Genomic DNA, 19,305 nt, shown 5'->3' with positions numbered 1-19,305 from the left:
AGCATACCAAGCAAGGATGTGATGGAATTGATCAAGTTGTTAATCGCTGATGACGAGGCGCTGGTCTGTATCGGCTTGCAGTCCATGCTGAAGTGGGAGCAATATAATATAGAAATTGTCGGCATTGCACACAACGGGGCTCAAGAGGAAGAAATGATTGACACCCTCCGTCCTGACATTGTAATCAGCGATATAAAAATGCCAATTAAAAGCGGCTTAGAAGTTGCCAATGCGGTACGCAAAAAACACGGCCGGCTTCCGCTGTTTATCATCTTAACAAGCTACGAGGAATTCGAATACGCACGTGGAGCGATTGAAGTGCAAGCCACAGATTATCTAGTGAAGCTGGAACTGACACCAGAGGCACTTGATGCCTCCATTCGGAAAGCAATTTCCCAATTGGAGGCTTTTCAAACCCTAGACAGCTATCCCATGCTTGCTCATAGAGGCAATCTACAAGCCCAACGCGATAAATTTTTCATCCGCCTGTTCAATAACTTATTCGCAAATAAAAACCAGTACCTTCTGCAGAGAGATGATTTAAACCTTGAGCTCAAGGAACCTGCTTATCTAGTCTGCACTTGCCGTATTTTGGGACCAGACAGTGTCCCGCCCCGCGGCGATAAAATGGTTGCTCTGTGCTCAAGTACCGTCCAAATGGCCAAAGATACGCTTACTTCCATAAGACCTTGTTATGTGACCAGTCTGGACTTGCGCAATTTTGCTGTAACCCTGCCCGTCAACGGGACGGATTCACGGCAATGGATGCCTGAGATTGAAATGCTATTGACCCATATGGCCTCCATACTCCATAACTACTTCAATGTAAGGATCATCGGCGCGATCGGCTTTGCGGTCGAGGATCCTTATTTGCTGCGGGAAAGCTACCTCGCTGCGCGAAAAGCGCTTCCTGCTGCGGTTAAAGCACAGTCGTTTGTGTTTTTTGCCGAAGGAGAGTCGCTGGAGCAGGATCATCTGTTGTTTGATTTCTCCGAATTGCGTACAGAGATCCGCCGTGCTTTTGAAGAAATGGATACCCAAGCTTTATACGCCATTATCTCCAAAATGATCGAAATCTTCGACGGCCGGGCCGACCTGCTGGTTCCCGCCACTGATGCCGCCTGCAACATTCTGTATATGGCCACTTCACTACTTGCAGACGGTGAGAATATTGTGGAGCAAATTTTCGAAAATGAACCGGAGGGCTACCGGGCTATCTACCAGATGCATACGATTGAAGAGATCGCCGGCTGGCTGATCCAGTTCAGGGACGGTTGCTCGGACATCCTCTCTACCCGCAGACAAAGCTACAAGGAGCAGCTCGTCAAAAATGTCCAAGAGTATATTAAACGAAATCTCGGAACTAAGCTCTCGCTCAATCAAGTGGCGGATGTCTTCAATTTCAGTCCCAACTATCTGAGCCACCTTTTCTCCAAGGTTGCCAAGGTCAACTATGTGGAATATATCACGGAGATCAAAATCACGACAGCCAAAGAAATGATGGCACGCGGGGAAGGTCGCATCTACGAAATCTCACAGAAGCTGGGATATGAGAGTGCCTTCTATTTCAGCAAGGTCTTCAAAAAGGTAACCGGAATTTCCCCCAGAGAATACATGCAGCAACTTAAAGCAGATTCACCGCCTGACCGAAGCCTCGGAGTAAACAACCGTTCTTGAGATCAAGAGATTATTAAGAATAACCCCACTTCGCAAAAATAAAGCCAATAAATCTGCAAGGAGCAGGCTCTGTTCCTTGCAGATTTATTGGCTTGCCATCACCCTCAGCAGCATCCCAAAGTATCACCCTTACTCCTGCAAATTTTTTTATTTTTATTTTTAAACTAGCAAAATACTAATACTCCGGTCTTTCTGCCCTAAAAGCCTGCCAAAAAACCGCTTACGAGACACTTTCCCAGCTATTAAGACGGCTGTTCCCATATTGACTTTTCAACATATAGTAATTAAAATAAACAACGCACACTAAATATAGTATAGATACAATTTTTCAGTATTTAAAGCTTATCCATTCAGTTTTCATACTATTTTCAATAGTTTTTAATATTTACAGGGGGACAGACACCATGCTAGTCGCGTATGATTCAAAAACAGGAAATGTCAGACGCTTCATCAGCAAACTTAAGTTGCCGGCTGTGCAGATTGAGGAGCATATGACGATTGACGAGCCCTATGTGCTTATTACATATACCACCGGCTTTGGACAGATTCCAGAAAAGGTGTCTACTTTCTTGAAGAACAATAATGCCAATCTGAAAGGCATCGCCGCCAGCGGCAATAAGAACTGGGGCGAGCTGTTCGCGCACAGCGCGGACTTGATTGCAGATCGGTATAACGTGCCCGTTATCGGTAAATTTGAGTTATCGGGTACATTTGGCGATGTAGAACGGATTAAACAGGAGGTGAGCCGGGTTGCGGCATATTGAATTAAACAACATGTTGATGAAGAGAGACGAAAGTGGCTTCTTTCAGTTAGACAAAGATCTTGAGGCAGTAGCCGAATTTATGCGGGATGTAGAGCGCCGGAGTCTGGCTTTTGCGAATACAAAAGCCAAGGTTGATTATATGATTGAACAGGATTTCTACGAGAATTTTTACGAACAGTACAGCACGGCGGAGATTGAAGAAGTCTACCAGATTACCCACGCCTACAACTTCAGTTTTCCATCTTATATGGCAGCTTCGAAGTTCTACACGGATTACGCTGTAAAAACCAATGACCGCAAACAATATCTGGAGCATTACCCGGACCGTGTGGCGGCAGTCGCCCTTCACCTGGGACGCGGCAACGCCGATACTGCCGGGGTACTTGCCCGTTCGATGATGGAACAGCGCCTACAACCTGCGACCCCAACCTTCTTAAATGCCGGTAAGAGCCGGCGTGGTGAGCTCGTCTCCTGCTTCCTAATCGAAATGGACGACTCGCTCAATTCCATCAACTATGTGCTGAATACCTGCATGCAGTTGTCGAAGATCGGTGGCGGTGTGGCCGTCAACCTATCCAAGCTACGCTCCCGTGGTGAAACTATCAAGGGTGTTGAGGATGCTGCGAAGGGAATTATACCTGTACTCAAGCTGATGGAAGACGGCTTCTCCTATGCAGATCAGATGGGTCAGCGTAAAGGATCAGGAGCAGCCTATTACAACATTTTTGGCTGGGACGTTCTGGAATTCCTCGACAGCAAGAAGATCAACGCCGACGAAAAAACAAGACTCAAAACCCTGTCCATCGGCCTGATTATTCCGAACCGCTTTTATAAGCTGGCGAAGGACAATGAAGCGCTGCATGTATTTGCTCCTTACAGTGTGTACAAAGCCTACGGAACGCATCTCGACGATATGGATCTGGATGACATGTATGATAAGCTGCTGGCCGATCCACGTGTCAAAAAGAAGAAAGCTATGAGCGCACGGGATATGCTGACCAAAATTGCCATGATCCAGCTGGAATCTGGCTATCCATATATCATGAACAAGAGCAATGCCAATGCGGCCCATGCCCTGAAAAACGTCGGACAGATCAAAATGTCCAACCTTTGTACTGAAATCTTCCAGCTGCAGGAGACCTCAGAGATTGCCGACTACGGACAGGAGAGTACAATCCGCCGCGATGTAAGCTGCAATCTGGCTTCCTTGAACATTGTTAACGTGATGGAACATGGCAAAATCCGTGAATCCGTACATGAGGGCATGATCGCCCTGACCGCTGTTAGCGATATGACCAGTATTTCCAATGCCCCAGGCGTAGCCAAAGCAAACAAGGAAATGCACTCTGTCGGTCTTGGCGTCATGAATCTGCACGGCTATCTGGCTAAGAACAACATTGCTTATGAAAGCGAGCAGGCCCGCGATTTTGCCCGGACCTTCTTTATGACCATGAATTTCCACTCGCTGGAGAAAAGCATGGAAATCGCTGCCGCGACGGGCCGATCTTTCCATGGATTTGAGGCTTCTGATTATGCTACGGGAGCTTATTTTGAGCGTTACCTGACTACCGATTACCGTCCGGTTACCCCAAGGGTACAAGAGTTATTCGGAGATATTTATATCCCATCCCCAGCTGACTGGGAACAATTGCGGGATGCGGTAAAAGCAAATGGCCTATACCATGCTTACCGTTTGGCGATTGCGCCAACGGCCAGCATTTCCTATATCCAAAACGCCACTTCAAGCGTTATGCCGATTGTTGAGCAGATTGAGACTCGGACTTATGCTAATTCAACTACTTATTATCCGATGCCGTACCTGCGGCCGGACAATGTGTTTTTCTATAAATCGGCTTACCAGATGGACCAGTTCAAGGTAATCGATCTGATCGCGGAAATTCAGCCCCATATCGACCAAGGTATCTCGACCGTTCTGCATGTTAACAGTGATGTTTCCACCAGAGAACTGGCCCGCTCCTACCTGTATGCGGCGCATAAAGGCTTGAAGTCGCTGTATTACACCCGGACCAAAAAGCTGTCTGTCGAGGAATGCCTCACCTGCTCGATCTAAAAGGAAGGCTATAGCCGCAGAAAAGGAGATTGCAATATTATGACCGCTATCCAAGCCGTTAACTGGAACCGTCCCGACGACGATTTCTCATTGATGTTCTGGAATCAGAACATTATGCAATTCTGGACGGACGATGAAATTCCATTATCCGATGATAAAATGTCCTGGCTCACGCTCAGTGAGCAAGAAAAGGACTCCTATATGAAGGTGCTGGGCGGTCTGACACTGCTGGATACGATTCAAGGCGGAGTCGGAATGCCGCAGATTATGGAGCATGTCGAAGGCCTTCAACGTAAAGCCGTACTGGGCTTCATGGGCATGATGGAACAAATTCACGCCAAATCGTACAGCAGTATTTTCACCACTTTGTCCTCTACAGAGGAGATCGACAGTGTATTCCGCTGGGTAGAAGAGAACCCCTTCCTCCAGTTCAAAGCGGAGACCATATCACAATATTACAAAAACATAGACTCACCTAAAGACCTGTACCTTGCCATGGCAGCCTCCGTCCTGCTCGAGAGCTACTTGTTCTACAGTGGTTTCTTCTATCCCCTATATCTGGCTGGGCAGGGCAAAATGACTTGCAGCGGTGAGATCATCGACCTTATTCTACGGGATGAGAGCATCCATGGGGTATATGTCGGCGTGCTGGCACAAGAGATCTTTGACGGGCTCCCAGAAGACGAGCAACGCGAACTTCACCATACGCTGGTAGAATTGCTTCGACTGCTGCATGAGAATGAAGAGCGTTATACCGAGCAGATCTATGCCCCTATCGGATTGGTGGACGAGGTTAAGACTTTCCTAAGATACAATGCCAATAAAGCGATGATGAATCTGGGCCATGATCCGCTATTTGACGAGGAAGAGATCAACCCGATTGTTCAGAACGGGATCAGCACCCACACCAAGCAGCATGACTTCTTCTCGAAGAAAGGCAACGGATATGTCCGGGCGCTTAATGTGGAGCCACTGAAGGATGAAGATTTTCAATTTTAAATAAAATCATCAGAGGTTGTTGTATCTAATAGATGCCAGCTCAAGTGTATTATATTATTTACAATAAATGTTTCATGTCTAAATTAAATAACCTTAGTCCAGTAGGCTTTCGGACTAAGGTTATTTATAATGGTTCAACTTTTAAATTCTCCTTAATTTTATGGACCCAAGCTGGGAGAGGATCAACCTGATATTTTATAGAGCAATACCCTGCTTCCAAAACAATTTCTCCATCCGACTTACTGTTGTCGATAACAATCAAATGATCAATAAGGTACAAATTAGAAAGTAAGTTTTGAATTGATGTTGTATGTCTTCTAATAATATCCTCAGTTGGAATATCGTGGCCACCATTTCGAACGCGCAAAGCAACCCGTTCGATATTTAGCTGATAATCACCAAGTCCTACAAAGAACATAGTTGTCTCAAAACCGCTTTCCTTAGCACTCTGCATGAGTCGAATTACATTTCCACCGGCCAATGTTGTCTCTATTGTGAAATCACGCCTATTGTCTATACAGTTCCTAGCTAGTCTTATCGCCTCTTTACCTGCGGATATCTTCCGACGGTTTGGATCATCGGGATCAATGCGGCGAGCTAAAGCATCAGGATCGATATTCACACTAATTCCAAGTCGATCTACAATCAAATTCCTAATTGTACTTTTCCCGCTGCCATTATTCCCAGCAAATACATACATCATCGCAGAGGGCTCACTCATGAGATGTCTCCTGATTATCTATAGGTACGATCACACCATTTGGATATTCCTTAACAATCAAACCATTTTTCGTTTTATATACAATGTAAGTTCCGTTTGCTTTTGCATCCAACTTGGCTCGTTCGCCTGTAAGCTTGATTAATTTATGCAAATCTTGAACAAGATTCATAACCATTCACCTTCCATCCTGTAGGCATTCTTATCATCATTATAGCATACTCTTTTTGGATTAAACTCTAGCCGAATAAACCTCTTCAAACAAAACAAGCTTGCTCTACTGGCTATTCATATCCATAGTATCTCCACTATATAGGCATAAGTTTTCCAAAGAAAAACAAAAAGTGCGGAGAAAGCTCTCCGCACTTTTTGCTAACTCTATTTATTAGATTATTGCAATTTTTTCAGTACTGTTCTAGCTTCTTCATAGGTATCGTAAGCATCAGCAAAATCTCTGCCAAAAATACGTTTCAATTGCATTTTCCAAATTGGGTTTTTAGTTACATAAGCCCATCCTGCTTGACCAGCTGCTTTCGCCATCTCACCTGTTGGAGCCAACATTGCTGCAACTTCAGGAGAAAGTACACTTGCAGATTCAGTTACATCAGTTGTACCCGTAAATTTAGGACTAACAAGCTTCATGATATTCTCAAAATCTTTCAAGTATCCTGGAACATCCTCAGCAGAAAAATCGATAGATACTACATCGATGTGGTTTTCACTTTTGTTGTATTTAATTGTGTATGACATAATTGTATTCCTCCAAGTTTTAATAGTTATTTTTTAATAATAGAAAGTAATGTATGTAACTCCAACAGACAAAAAAATTTCTGCCCAGGCTTTTCAGTAACTTCTACTTTTGGCAACTGGGTTTGGAACAAACTGCCTTGTTTAAATGATGCCATATCGTTACAATCAATAGTTAATGACATCTATTTCCTGTATCGTTTTATTGCAACATCCTTTCTAATATATTTTAACTCATACCTATTACCTATATTATTATCGACAAATTTCTTTTTTTATTTATATTAAAATACAAATTTCTACAAATTCCAACATATCGATGGTTATATTTGCCTTAATTTCATTCACACTTGTGTAATTCCGTTATCATTTAGAAACAACTAAAAAAGGCTCTGCGTGCGCCTTCCAACTCCAGTCCATTCATCCTACAGGATTTTCGAACAGGAATACGCCGCAAAGCCTTCGATACTAGATGCTTATATAAGTAAATTAATCCGACTAATTACTTAGTTGCGGAGTAGCCCCCGTCAATCACATGTGCTGTACCTGTAATAAATGAAGCCTCATCACTTAGAAGGAAACATGCAAAAGCAGCTACTTCCTCAGGCGTACCATATCTGCCCAAAGCCGTTCCAGAAGCGATAAGAGATTGAAGCATCTCTACATCATCAGACAACAGCTTTTCGTATCTGTTCATGGTTGGTGTAGGGATAGGACCAGGGCAAATAGCATTTACTCTGATATTACGGTGACCCACTTCTTTAGCAACCGATTTAGTCATGCCCACAATGGCGTGTTTACTTGCTGAATAAGCTGCATCATTTGCCATCCCAATAAAAATACCATGCAAGGAGGAACAGTTTAGAACGGAAGCACCGGATTTCATATGTGGTAATGCATAATGCAACATGTAGAATTGGCCATTAAGATTTGTCTGAATCACCTTTTGAAACAATATCGGATCATATTCTGTAACATCCGCATTATCTCCTGTAATTGCTGAGTTATTATAAAGGCAATCAATCTTTCCATAAGCTGCTAAGGTTTGATCTACGATATTTTTGCAGTCTGCTTCAACTGAAACGTCTGACCGCACAAACAGCGCTTCTCCACCTAAAGCTTTGATTTCTTCGACTGTGTTAGCGCCAGCATCTGATCGATTGGCAACTACTACAGTACCACCCTCTCTTGCTACTCTCAATGCTGTAGCTTTTCCGATTCCGGTACCAGCACCCGTAATAATAACTACTTTGTTTTCAAATCTGTTGCTACTCATTATGCGCACCACTTTCTTATGTCTTTTTCAGGAAGAGGATTTGAACCTCATAGACCCTAATGTCACCTGATACAATGTGGATTGGAACATTTTTGCAGAAAAATCGACAAAATTATCCTCTATATGACAACTTTATTGTATTTAATTGTATATAGCAATCAATATTTTAATCTACTTTTCCAACAATTGAGAATTTGGTTTTGATCGTCATAAAAAATACACCCCTTAGAATTTCATCAGATAAACTAGAAGTTTTATCCAATGTTAATCTAAGAGGTGTAATAAACCTCTACCTAACTCCACGAACTGGGACGTCGATTCGAACTTGACCTCCACCCGTCAGGGGAGAATTGCTAATATGCAGACTGCCCTGATGCTGCCTGACAATGGTGTCGGCAATATAAAGTCCCAATCCATAGTGACTTTTGGAGGTACGGCTACTGTCCCCTCGATAAAACTGCTTAACTGCAGATTGGAGTCCTTCACTCGTAAATCCTGATCCACTGTCTGCTACCGTTATACTCCACCAATCTTGTTTTGCCTCAACCTGCAAATAAATCACACTCTCATACGGGGAATACTCTACCGCATTAGCGAGTACATTCATCACAGCCCGATGAAGTAGTTCATTGTCTATCAACACCTCAGGGGGCAGATTATTGTCCTGGTGGAATTCTATCCGAAGATGCTTAGGGACAACCAACGCATCTAACTGCGTACGAATTTGCTGGATAAAAGCTTCCGTTCTAACCCATTTAGAGCGGGGAGAAATTTGTTTCCTCGTATTAGAAATCTCAATAAGTGTTGCCATGTATTGTTCGATTTGATCCGCATTTTTGGAAATATACCCTATATATTCTTGCTGATTCTCCGCTAAATCTGAGTCTATCAGCAAATCCGCATTTCCTTGAATAATCGTAAGAGGAGTCTTAATGTCGTGGGCAAGCGCAGAAATCTGCTCTTTTTTCATTTGTTCCAAATTCCATTGCTGTTCTAGCGACTTTTTCAATTCCTCTCTCAGCTGTTCCAGGGATGATAGCACCTCATCAATTTCACTGACCCCAGAATACACGACAGTAAAATCCAAATTCTTAGCTTCAATGTGATGTGCAGCTTCTTGCAAGGAAGCCATTTTTTGACTCAGTCTTCGAGCGAAAAATCCAGAAATCAGAATAACTTCCAGTAACATCAGAACTACAAAAAACAGCAATAACGTTAATTGCGGATTAGGCAGCGTGTTATGCAGAAAATTCGAGGTGAACTGCGGTACGATTGCATATTGCAGTACGATAACCTCATGCTCCCGCTCAATCACATCGGTGCAGTTTGTACCCATGAGATTACAACTGCTTTGATTCTTCTGCAATATATCTAGAGCGCGTTCTTTAGGAATATTTCCTGAAATATAGTTCTTTTGCTGATCCAATACCGCATGTTCCGCTCCCCAAGGGATCATTTCTTGCGTAATTTCTGGCGCACGCTGCAAAACATCCCAAGACTTTGCAATGGATTGCTCAGTATGGTTTGCTGGAACAATCATTCCATACTGCATTAAGAGAGTAAATACCCCTAAACACAGAAATGCCAATAATAGAGTACACGCACCTAATGATAATAAATATTGAATGAAGACTGTACGGAGCCGTATTCGTTTCACACCCATTTGTAACCTATCCCCCAAACGGTTTCAATCGGTGAAACCTCCCTCGCACTCAGCTTACTGCGGATATTTTTTACATGTTCTGTAATAGTTGAGCTATCGCTTTCTCTGTCATAGCCATAAACCGATTCATAAATTTGTTCTTTGGAAAAAACCTGACCTTTATTTCTAGCAAGAAATTCACATATCTGATATTCACTTTTAGTGAGATTTATTTTCTCTTTATCAATAGAAATCTCCTTTGCCGAGAGATTGAATTTCACTCCAGATGCGCTTAACATATGATTTTTCCCTCGATTCTCACGCCGCAAATGAGCGTTAACCCGAGCCTTCAACTCGCCTGCGCGAAAAGGCTTCACGATATAGTCATCTGCCCCTACACTAAGTCCAAACATAATATCTGTCTCCATTGATTTAGCTGTTAGAAACAGAATCGGACAGTCTACGATATCCCTGATTTGAGTACAGAGCTCAAAACCATCGATATCTGGCATCATCACGTCCAACAGGATTAAATCAAATGTCGAGTACTCGTTCAAAGGCATATGTCGTGCACTTGTTTTTACCGTAACCCTATGGTGATCTTTGCTAAGAATATTATTTACTAGCGCCAAAATATCAGGTTCATCATCTATTATTAAAATATTAGCCAGTGACCTCACTCCTATTTATTCATATGATTTCCTACCCTGAAAGTAATGAAACCATGTCAAGCCTAACATTGCCATTATCATTGTACTAATAAGTATAGCAGGTACGGAATGAAGAAGTTGCAGCTTCAATACTTCCGTTTCAATGAACCCGTTGGGTTGTGCATAAAACAAGGGAAGTTGAATCATCCGCATCGACCAGGCCCACGGTATGTATAACCACACTTTATCTCCTACAATGGTTCCACCTACGATGGCTGCAATTAGCGTACCTGCACTACCCACCGTTAGAGAAAGTCCCAAACCTCCAGCATAACTTAAGATGAGATGAAAGATCATTAAGATTAGAGCAGTGCCTACTACCCAACAAGCTCCTTGCCAGAATATTAGATATTGTATCTGCTCTATATGCAAAATTTGTTTCATGCCCAGTATTAGAATTGATGTTGAACCGAATACGATCCATATCATCGCCAAGATTATGAACCCGAGTTTTCTTATATAACACTTCGGACGTGAAAGAGCACTTAATAGATTATAGAATCCCCCTGCCCCCTCCTCTAAACCACTCATTAAAGCAGAGAATAATCCTATCCCAACAGGCAACCCAAAGGCTATTAATGAAAAATAACCATCATAGATGTGAAACTGATCCGCACGCTGTGAAAAATACCAAAGTACCATCATCGGATATAGAACAGGAACAAGGAATATCAACCAACGAATTGCAGTGTGCTTAGTCATCAACCATTCAGCTTGTAATAGCCGAAGTATCACCATCTCTATCGCACCTCTCTTCTACTAAACCAGCAGCTAGTTAAGGTGAGGGTTACCAAAAAGAATACAAGCGACACCACAATTCCAGGTAAAATAACCGAAGAGTCTCTTAGAGCATCCTGTGCTGAAAGAGCCACACCATTTGGACGTACACCAACAATGGGACACATTAACCTTAAAGCCCAACTCCACGGAACATAAATCCATGAAGGTTGATCCGCTGCTAGTACACTCACAATCATCCCAAACAGACCTGCAAGAATAGATACTACAGACCCAAATTGTTCAGCTAAGAATAGATAGATTGGAATCATCCCCAAAGAGGTCAACCAAACAACCATAGCGGCTGTTGTAATTTCAGATAAGGGTGCTGCACCCAAAGGAAACAAAAGACCAGATAGGTACATTACTGCAATAAGGAGCAGCGAAGACAACAGCAAATAATATGACACCACAATAATTTTACTGAGCCAAAGTTTAACGATGCTAATTCCGTGACTGCTTAAGCTGCGGTATCCTCCAGCCTTACGATCCTTGTTATTCGATAGTGTAGACAACAAAGCAGATCCTATGGTCATGAATAACAGCGGCCACCAATTAAAGACCATTTCCATAAAATAGTGGTCTTCAGTTTGCAGGTTCTGTTGTGTGAAAAATGAAAATAGAAGAAAAAACAGTGGCACCACGACAATCAATTTTCGCGAAAATGTTCGTTTGAATTTAATATTTTCGGATAAAAGATAGTGGATCATCTGGTTACCTCCTGTCTGTTCCGACTCACGACTTCCATGAACAATTTCTCCAAATCATCACCAGGAAATATTGCATTCTGATACCCTAGAACACCATTACTAATGATTCCAATATGATCGGCAATTTGCTCCACCTCATGAAGAATATGACTCGATAAAATAACTGTAATCCCTTGTGCAGGAAATGAGCGTATAAGCTTACGTAATTCCTGAATTCCAATCGGGTCAAGCCCATTTGTCGGTTCATCCAGAATCAAGAGTCTAGGTTGATTTAACAAGGCGATCGCAATCCCGAGACGTTGCTTCATGCCCATAGAGAATTGTCCCGCTCTTTTTTTGCCTGTTGTTGTTAAATCAACAATTTCAAGAACTTCCCGAATCCGAGAATCCGGTAAGTTTAATATTGTCGTGTGTACCCTCAAATTTTGGACAGCAGTCAGATTCCCATAAAGTGGCGGGGACTCAATCAGCGCTCCAATGTGTAGTAAATCCTTACGTGTCCATGGATGACCGTCAAATAAAATTTGTCCTGACGTCGCTCGAAGTATTCCTGTTATCATTTTTAGAGTCGTCGATTTACCTGCGCCGTTTGGGCCTAACAGTCCATAAATCGAATTAGTTTTTACGGTTATGCTGATATCGTTAACCGCATGCTGCCCCCTGAAATTCTTGCATAAATTATTAGTTTGTAAAATATACTCTCCCATCCTTTATCATCCTCTCATTTGCTATACGTTGATCATATATAGCAAATCTAAGGACTTTATAAGGTTTTACTGAGCTCAAATTATACGGGATTATAACGAGCATAAAAAAGCTCGGTTCAAATTTAACGTTGAACCGAGCCTGGAATATTTATCATCTAATACATGAACTTCAAATATTGCAAAAAAATCATGCTCTGCGAATTGTAAATTCAAAATCCATATCTAAGGACGGATTGATTTGATATTCATCAAGAACTGGAGCTCCCCAGCTGTCATCCCCGCCTACGCCCATTTGACGTCCAGCAATGGTAACAACGGTATAGTGAACGTTCGGCAGCTCATAATGATGTGTCGCATTCTCCAGCTCCATTGCCGAGTAAGGCGAGATATTGGCTTCAACAGGGGCTGCAGCTGATGCAGATATTATAATGCCTTGGCCATAATCATTCATTATGGATACTTCGCGCACACCTGTGCGGTTGCCCGATTCCTGCGGCACCAAATAGGACGACACATTATCCACCGCATGATTCTGGAAGCGACACAATCTCGCCCCACACGCACGGTCGATATAATTTTCTTCCGGCCCATTTGCATACCAATTCAGCTGATGATAATCCGCTGGCACCTTAAAGCTTAAAGCGAAGAGCGGAAGCTTTGGTAAACCCGCTGCTCCATGGTAGCTTGATTTCACCTTTATGCTTCCATCGGAGAACACTGTGTAAGTTACACTTACCCGTACTCCCTCTGATACACTAAGCTTATACACGTAAGTCACCGTCGCACGGTCCTTCTCCTCCACGAGCTCGAAGCTTAACGTTCTACGGGTCAAGCTTGCTGCATACCAAGGGGAAGAGTCAAAATGCATTCCCGCCCCCTTGTCATTGTCTGTCATTGCTCTCCAGAAGAGCGGTGCCGGCGGTGAAGAGATCATTTCCTGCCCTGAATATTTAACAGAAATTAATGTACCCGCCTGCTTTGAGAACATTACGGAGAAGTCACGACCATGTACGCCAATATTCACATCTCCTTCAACCACGCGAAAATCATTCACGACAGATGTTATCTTAGCATCTGTTAAAGACTCCTCGGCTGACGTATTTGCCACTTGAAAAACATGCTGGCCAAAAGCGATTTCATAACCGCTATTCGCCCATAAAGAATCTTCCTTCAGGACAAGTGAAACATCCAAGCTATACTCGCCAGGCTGATTCTTAATATCGGGTAGATCAACTTCTACATATTTTTCCTCGCCCGGATTAACCTGAGCGAAGACAGTTCCACGCTGGATGACCCTACCCTCATAGTTCAGAGCGTATTGTAATTCATAAGCATCCAAGCCCACAAATAAGTTTTCATTTCTGATTGTAAAACCCTGACTGTCCGGGAGCAGCTTGAAGTTCTGATACAGAAATTTCACTTCCTGCATTTTTGGCGACCATCTCCGATCCGCGTACACAATTCCGTTACCGGAGAAGTTGTAGTCGGTTGAACGGTCATCGAAGTCTCCTCCATAAGCCATGAAGGGCTTACCGTATCGATCATTTTTCACAATCACCTGATCCATATAATCCCAGATAAATCCACCCTGATACATTGGATACTTCTGCTCTAGCTCTGTGTATTTATGCAACCCCCCGACGGAATTGCCCATCGCATGCATGTATTCACAGCTAATATATGGTTTTAGCGGATCTTCTGTTAAATACCTTTCGATATCTGCTGCTTTCGCATACATCCGGCTCTCCATATCGCTCGAATCATCATATTCACGGTTATGGAACACCCCTTCGTAATGAACCAACCGAGTAGGGTCCTTCTCTCGAAAATAATTGGCTACGTTCAGGATTACTTCTCCTGCAAAAGATTCGTTCCCACAAGACCAAATTAGAATGGAGGGATGGTTTTTGTCTCTCTCCACCATGGAAATCGCACGATCTATCACGATATCCTGCCATTCAGGCTTATTGCCGGGGATGTTCCAAGACGGCTCAACTGCCCCCATTTTCTGCCATGATCCATGCGACTCTAAATTCATCTCGTCAATGACATAGACTCCGTATTCATCACACAACTCATACCACAGTGTCATATTCGGATAGTGCGAGGTCCGAACCGCGTTGATGTTCGCCTGCTTCAAGGTTTTTATGTCCCACAGCATATCTTCTTTTGTAATACTGCGTCCAAAGCGCGGATTAAACTCATGCCGGTTAACGCCTTTAAATACAATACGTTTGCCGTTTAAGTGCATAATCTTATCTATCATTTCGAATTTCCGAAAACCAATTTTTTGTGGCACAACTTCTACAAGATCCCCGGATGCGTTGTAAACTGATACGTAAAGGGTATACAGATTAGGAGCTTCTGCGCTCCACAGCTGCACCTTTGTTGCCGCAAGCGTAAGCGAAAGGGAATCTCCTGAAACTTCACTTTCAGTACTAGCCACAAGATTACCTGCTCTATCCTTAAGCTCAAGGAGCACTTTTGAGGCAGACTTACCTATCAATTGCATGACAGCCGTCAGCGTTCCTTGCTCAAACTTTTCATCCAAATCGGTTTGAACGTGGAGATCCCGCACATGAACATCCGGCACGGTGTATAGATACACCTCACGAAAAATTCCCGAAAAACGCCAGAAGTCCTGATCCTCCAACCAACTCCCCGTGCTGCGCTGATAGACTTCAACCGCCAGCTTATTTTCGCCTTCCGTCAAGTACGATGTTAAATCAAATTCACTCGGTGTAAAGCTATCTTCGCTATAGCCAACAAACTCCCCGTTTAGCCATATATAAAAAGCCGATTCAACTCCTTGAAAAGATATATACACCGGACGTTGCTCCCAGCCCGCAGGAACTTCAAAATATTTGACATAGCTGCCTACAGGATTGTGGTCCTCAGAGATCATCGGAGGTCTAAGATGCTCATGACCGTCCCATGGATACATCGTATTCACGTACTGAGGCTGCCCATAACCCTGAAGTTGGATATGACCGGGAACTTTAATATCCTTCCAGCCTCTGCAAGACACGTCCTCCTTATAAAAATGAACCTGTCGTTCCATGGCATTTTGGGCATAACTAAATTTCCAGCTGCCGTTCAGGCTATGGCGCCAGGGCATTTCTCCAAGCGCTTCGGCTTCATTTTTCGTTTGGTAATATCGATGGTCAGAATGCGCGTGCACTCTGCCTATTGCATAAATGGACGGGTCTGATAACCATTCCAGACTTGGAGTGAGGTTTCGTTCAACCTGCTGCTTCATCTATACTTCCTCCTCTATTCTTCACATGAACGCTAACTTATTTAACCGAACCCGTCATCCCAGCTACAAATTGCTTTTGCATCATGAAAAACACTAATGCTGTCGGCAAGGTCGTAATGACAATCGCTGACATGATCAGACCATAGTCAGGGGCATAACCTGAGCCTAGATTCGAGATAAGAAGGGGCACAGTCATATTTTCTGGTGATTGCAATACGATCAAAGGCCACAGATAATTGTTCCAGCTGTTTAAAAATGTGATAATCGCAGCGGCGGCGTAAGTTGATTTCATCGTTGGCATATAAATGCGGAAGAACAAGCCAAATTCCGAAAGACCATCGATGCGCCCAGCCTCCATCATATCCTTAGGAAACATTTTTGTACTTTGACGAAAGAAGAAAATTAGGAATGCTGTTGTAAATGTCGGAAGAATGACTGCCGATGCTGTATCGATACCGAGAAACGGCACTACACTAGATACTTTGGCGAACATTTGAAATAGAGGTACCATAATCGCCGCAAATGGAATCATCATTGAAGCCAGCAAAATATTGAATACGATATCTTTACTCCGGCTGCGGTACATTTCAAAACCATATCCAGCCGCCGATGCTACTAGCAGTGAAAGCACAGTAGTCACCACAGAGATTTTTGCAGAGTTCCAGAGAGCCTGCCACATATCCACTGAACTAAATAGATTGTTTATATTTTCCACTAGATGTGTACCCGGCAACAATGTCCCTTTGGTTACATCAACCGACTGGTTCGTGGCGCTTATAACCATCCAGATAAATGGAAAGATAGAGATCAGCGCAGCGATGATTAGAAACACGTAAGTAAACATGCGTTTGGTTTTCATTATCTCTTATCCCCTCCTAGTTTGTTCTGAATAAGCGTCAGAATGAGCACCATTACAACAATCGAATAGGAGACGGTTGCAGCGTATCCAAAGTTAGGTGTGTATTCAAAGGAAAGGTTATAAATATATTGGGAAATCGACATGGTTGCATTGCCGGGTCCACCTTTCGTGATGTTAACCACCTCGTCAAACAACTGAAGTGTTCCAATGGTCGATGTTATCGTCGTGAACAAGATAATCGGCTTCAATAGGGGAATTGTAATTTTGAAAAATTGTGTAAATGCACTCGCTCCATCTATATGAGCAGCCTCATATATTGATTTGTCGACATTTTGCAGTGAGGACAAATAGAAAATCATATTATAGCCAGTAAAGCGCCAAGTGATAGCGATAATGATAGTAACTTTGGCCCAGAAGGGATCGGTAATCCATTGAATCGGTTCGCTGATTAGATGCAGATTCACCAGAAATTTATTGACGATACCTTCGGCTCCAAACATGTACTTGAAAACAACGGAGTACGCTACAAGTGAAGTTACCGTTGGCAGAAATATGGCCGTTCTGAAAAATCCTTTGAATTTCAATCTTTCGTCATTCAGCAGCACAGCGATAAAAAGTGCCAGTACCAGCATAACTGGGACCTGAATAATCAAGTAAATAAAGGTGTTTTTGACGGCTGTAAGGAAAGTGGTGTCGCTAAACAGACGAATATAGTTATCAAGGCCGGTAAACTGAAGATTGTTGCCTCTGCCTGTCTTGAAGGATAGAATTAAAGCTTGAATCATTGGATAAAAATAGAAAATACTGATCATAATGACCGGCACAAGAACGAATAACCAGCCTGTCAGATGGATTTGCCGTTTACCTTTAATGCTCTTATGTCTTTGAGGGCTTAGCCCTGGCTTTACAGTTTCCACTCCACTCCACACCCTTCTGTCTGATAAATTAGAGATGAAAGCCCCTGCTACCCATCCTTCTGTAGAAATCCAATTTACAGGAGAAGAAGAAGCAAGGGCCTAGATTGTACAGCCTAAGTGTGATTAGCGAACTTGGGTATCTGCTTGCTTCTGGGCATCCTTCAGAACAGTATCTACATCTTTTCCACCAAGATAAGATTGCACTGCTACAACCATAATGTCCTCTATTGCGTAAGTGTTCATGCCATAGTTGACGTTAGGAATTTGTTCGGTCCAAGCCGCAAAATCGGATACGACCTTTTGACCTTTGAAAAATTCATCCGCAGCTGAATAAGCTTCTCCGCTTGCCGCAGCTTTTAAAGTGCCGATAACACCAACTTTTGTATTTAACGTCTGATACAATTCCGCATCAGAAGCAAATGTTTTTGCAAGGAACTCCGCAGCAGCTTCTTTACCATCTACATTCATTACATACCAGGAGCTGCCCCCAAGGTTGGATGCATGGACGGAGCCTGCTGTGGCTGCCAGCTTAGGAAGTGGAGCTACTGCCCACTTACCGGATTGGGAAGCTTCGGCTTTAATTGAAGGTGTAATCCAGTTACCCGTTGGCACAGTAGCCACTTCACCACTATTGAATGCGCCTACAAATTGACTCCAGTCTGAGTTAACTTTCACGATGCCGGAATCCATCATTTCTTTGTACAATACAAGCGCCTCTTTCAAAGCAGCGTTGTCTGCAATGGTCGGAGTTTGACCGTCTTCACCCGTATACCATGCACCCGCCGATTGAATCATGACCCGGATAAGTCCAAGATCATTGGGATCCAGTGTGATCATGCTTTTGCCGGTTTTTTCTTTTACAGCCTTACCGATCTCGATATATTGCTTCCAGTCGATATCCTGTAGTGCATCCAGGCTATAGCCTGCTTGCTCAAGATAGTCTGTACGTACATACATTCCAGTTACACCAGAATCAAACGGAACACCATATTGCTTGCCGTCAACACTGGTCGGGCCAATTTTGTAATCCGCAAAATCAGCAGCTTTTACAACATCCGTCAATTCATAAAAGGAATCCGGATACGCTTGCAAAAAGCTTTGCGCACGGTAATCCTCAATCAATACAATGTTAGGAAGACCCTTCGTAGATCCAGAGTTCAGTCCTGTGTTCAGCTTTTGCACGATATCAGCCTGCGCGTTCTCAACGACGTTTACCGTTACGTCTGGATTGACTTTCGCATAAGCTTCTTTAGCAACATTCATGGCTGCAATGTTAAACGCTGGGTCCCAAGCCCAAACTGTGATCTCTTGTGGCTTGCTGCTACCTTCGCTTCCGGAGTTGCTCGTTTCGTTTTTCGTTCCACCTGAGGAACATGCCGAAAGTAGAACCACACTAGCCAGCATTACGGATAATAATTTTTTCACTTCGTAACCCCCTTGATAATCTGTAAAATAATAAAGATGGAAGCGTT

Annotated in this window: 17 protein-coding genes; 4 read left to right on the top strand and 13 right to left on the bottom strand. The window is 43.2% G+C overall.

All coding sequences use genetic code 11. The annotated features are described in order from the left end of the window. The first annotated feature begins 27 nt into the window (after positions 1-27). The 4 genes from NYE72_RS06855 to nrdF all read left to right on the top strand — a co-directional run bounded on the left by NYE72_RS06855 (position 28) and on the right by nrdF (position 5,511). Positions 28-1,677 carry a helix-turn-helix domain-containing protein gene (locus tag NYE72_RS06855; protein ID WP_052096847.1) on the top strand — a complete coding sequence of 550 codons (1,650 nt, stop codon included), beginning with the start codon at positions 28-30 and terminating at the stop codon, positions 1,675-1,677. Between the two features lie 404 nt (positions 1,678-2,081). After that, positions 2,082-2,441, top strand: a complete 360-nt coding sequence (gene nrdI / locus NYE72_RS06850; protein ID WP_036675861.1) for a class Ib ribonucleoside-diphosphate reductase assembly flavoprotein NrdI — start codon at positions 2,082-2,084, stop codon at positions 2,439-2,441. Continuing rightward, on the top strand, positions 2,428-4,512 hold the full coding sequence (gene nrdE, locus NYE72_RS06845; protein WP_076099523.1) for a class 1b ribonucleoside-diphosphate reductase subunit alpha: 2,085 nt from the start codon (positions 2,428-2,430) through the stop codon (positions 4,510-4,512). The genes nrdI and nrdE overlap by 14 nt, the downstream gene beginning before the upstream one ends. 39 nt (positions 4,513-4,551) lie before the next feature. Then, positions 4,552-5,511, top strand: a complete 960-nt coding sequence (nrdF, locus tag NYE72_RS06840) for a class 1b ribonucleoside-diphosphate reductase subunit beta (RefSeq protein ID WP_076099522.1) — start codon at positions 4,552-4,554, stop codon at positions 5,509-5,511. Positions 5,512-5,635: 124 nt separating this feature from the next. Here nrdF and NYE72_RS06835 read toward each other — a convergent pair whose 3' ends face one another. The 13 genes from NYE72_RS06835 to NYE72_RS06775 all read right to left on the bottom strand — a co-directional run bounded on the left by NYE72_RS06835 (position 5,636) and on the right by NYE72_RS06775 (position 19,258). Then, positions 5,636-6,232: a zeta toxin family protein gene (locus tag NYE72_RS06835; protein WP_036675867.1), complete on the bottom strand. Its 597-nt coding sequence runs from the start codon at positions 6,230-6,232 to the stop codon at positions 5,636-5,638. Next, complete coding sequence (locus NYE72_RS06830) at positions 6,225-6,401, bottom strand: hypothetical protein (protein ID WP_170914185.1); 177 nt, start codon at positions 6,399-6,401, stop codon at positions 6,225-6,227. Before NYE72_RS06830 ends, NYE72_RS06835 begins: the two co-directional genes overlap by 8 nt. 218 nt (positions 6,402-6,619) lie before the next feature. Beyond that, complete coding sequence (locus NYE72_RS06825) at positions 6,620-6,979, bottom strand: hypothetical protein (protein ID WP_036675871.1); 360 nt, start codon at positions 6,977-6,979, stop codon at positions 6,620-6,622. Between the two features lie 499 nt (positions 6,980-7,478). Then, a complete protein-coding gene (locus NYE72_RS06820; RefSeq protein WP_036675873.1) occupies positions 7,479-8,252 on the bottom strand; it encodes an SDR family NAD(P)-dependent oxidoreductase in 774 nt (257 codons plus the stop codon). 289 nt (positions 8,253-8,541) lie between these two features. Continuing rightward, positions 8,542-9,804, bottom strand: coding sequence for a HAMP domain-containing sensor histidine kinase (locus NYE72_RS06815; protein WP_051490884.1), 1,263 nt, complete (start codon positions 9,802-9,804; stop codon positions 8,542-8,544). Between the two features lie 101 nt (positions 9,805-9,905). Then, the gene (locus NYE72_RS06810) at positions 9,906-10,565 is read right to left on the bottom strand and encodes a response regulator transcription factor (RefSeq protein ID WP_036675961.1); all 660 of its coding nucleotides are present in this window, start codon (positions 10,563-10,565) and stop codon (positions 9,906-9,908) included. A gap of 15 nt (positions 10,566-10,580) precedes the next feature. Then, the gene (locus NYE72_RS06805) at positions 10,581-11,342 is read right to left on the bottom strand and encodes a lantibiotic immunity ABC transporter MutG family permease subunit (RefSeq protein ID WP_038569276.1); all 762 of its coding nucleotides are present in this window, start codon (positions 11,340-11,342) and stop codon (positions 10,581-10,583) included. Positions 11,343-11,344: 2 nt separating this feature from the next. Next, complete coding sequence (locus tag NYE72_RS06800) at positions 11,345-12,091, bottom strand: lantibiotic immunity ABC transporter MutE/EpiE family permease subunit (protein WP_036675878.1); 747 nt, start codon at positions 12,089-12,091, stop codon at positions 11,345-11,347. Further along, the gene (locus NYE72_RS06795; RefSeq protein ID WP_326047419.1) at positions 12,088-12,798 is read right to left on the bottom strand and encodes a lantibiotic protection ABC transporter ATP-binding protein; all 711 of its coding nucleotides are present in this window, start codon (positions 12,796-12,798) and stop codon (positions 12,088-12,090) included. Before NYE72_RS06795 ends, NYE72_RS06800 begins: the two co-directional genes overlap by 4 nt. 187 nt (positions 12,799-12,985) lie before the next feature. Beyond that, positions 12,986-16,057 (bottom strand): glycoside hydrolase family 2 TIM barrel-domain containing protein, encoded by a 3,072-nt coding sequence (locus NYE72_RS06790; RefSeq protein WP_326047417.1) that lies wholly within the window; start codon positions 16,055-16,057, stop codon positions 12,986-12,988. 37 nt (positions 16,058-16,094) lie between these two features. Further along, positions 16,095-16,916 (bottom strand): carbohydrate ABC transporter permease, encoded by an 822-nt coding sequence (locus NYE72_RS06785; RefSeq protein ID WP_076141119.1) that lies wholly within the window; start codon positions 16,914-16,916, stop codon positions 16,095-16,097. Beyond that, a complete protein-coding gene (locus NYE72_RS06780; RefSeq protein ID WP_235219373.1) occupies positions 16,916-17,728 on the bottom strand; it encodes a sugar ABC transporter permease in 813 nt (270 codons plus the stop codon). The genes NYE72_RS06785 and NYE72_RS06780 overlap by 1 nt, the downstream gene beginning before the upstream one ends. Before the next feature lie 228 nt (positions 17,729-17,956). Beyond that, positions 17,957-19,258, bottom strand: coding sequence for an extracellular solute-binding protein (locus NYE72_RS06775; RefSeq protein ID WP_036675885.1), 1,302 nt, complete (start codon positions 19,256-19,258; stop codon positions 17,957-17,959). Positions 19,259-19,305 lie beyond the last annotated feature (47 nt).

This window comes from Paenibacillus sp. FSL L8-0333 (assembly GCF_037965665.1).
In the GTDB taxonomy this organism is placed as follows: Bacteria; Bacillota; Bacilli; order Paenibacillales; family Paenibacillaceae; genus Paenibacillus_AQ; species Paenibacillus_AQ odorifer.
This window is presented reverse-complemented; position numbering and strand designations above follow the sequence as displayed.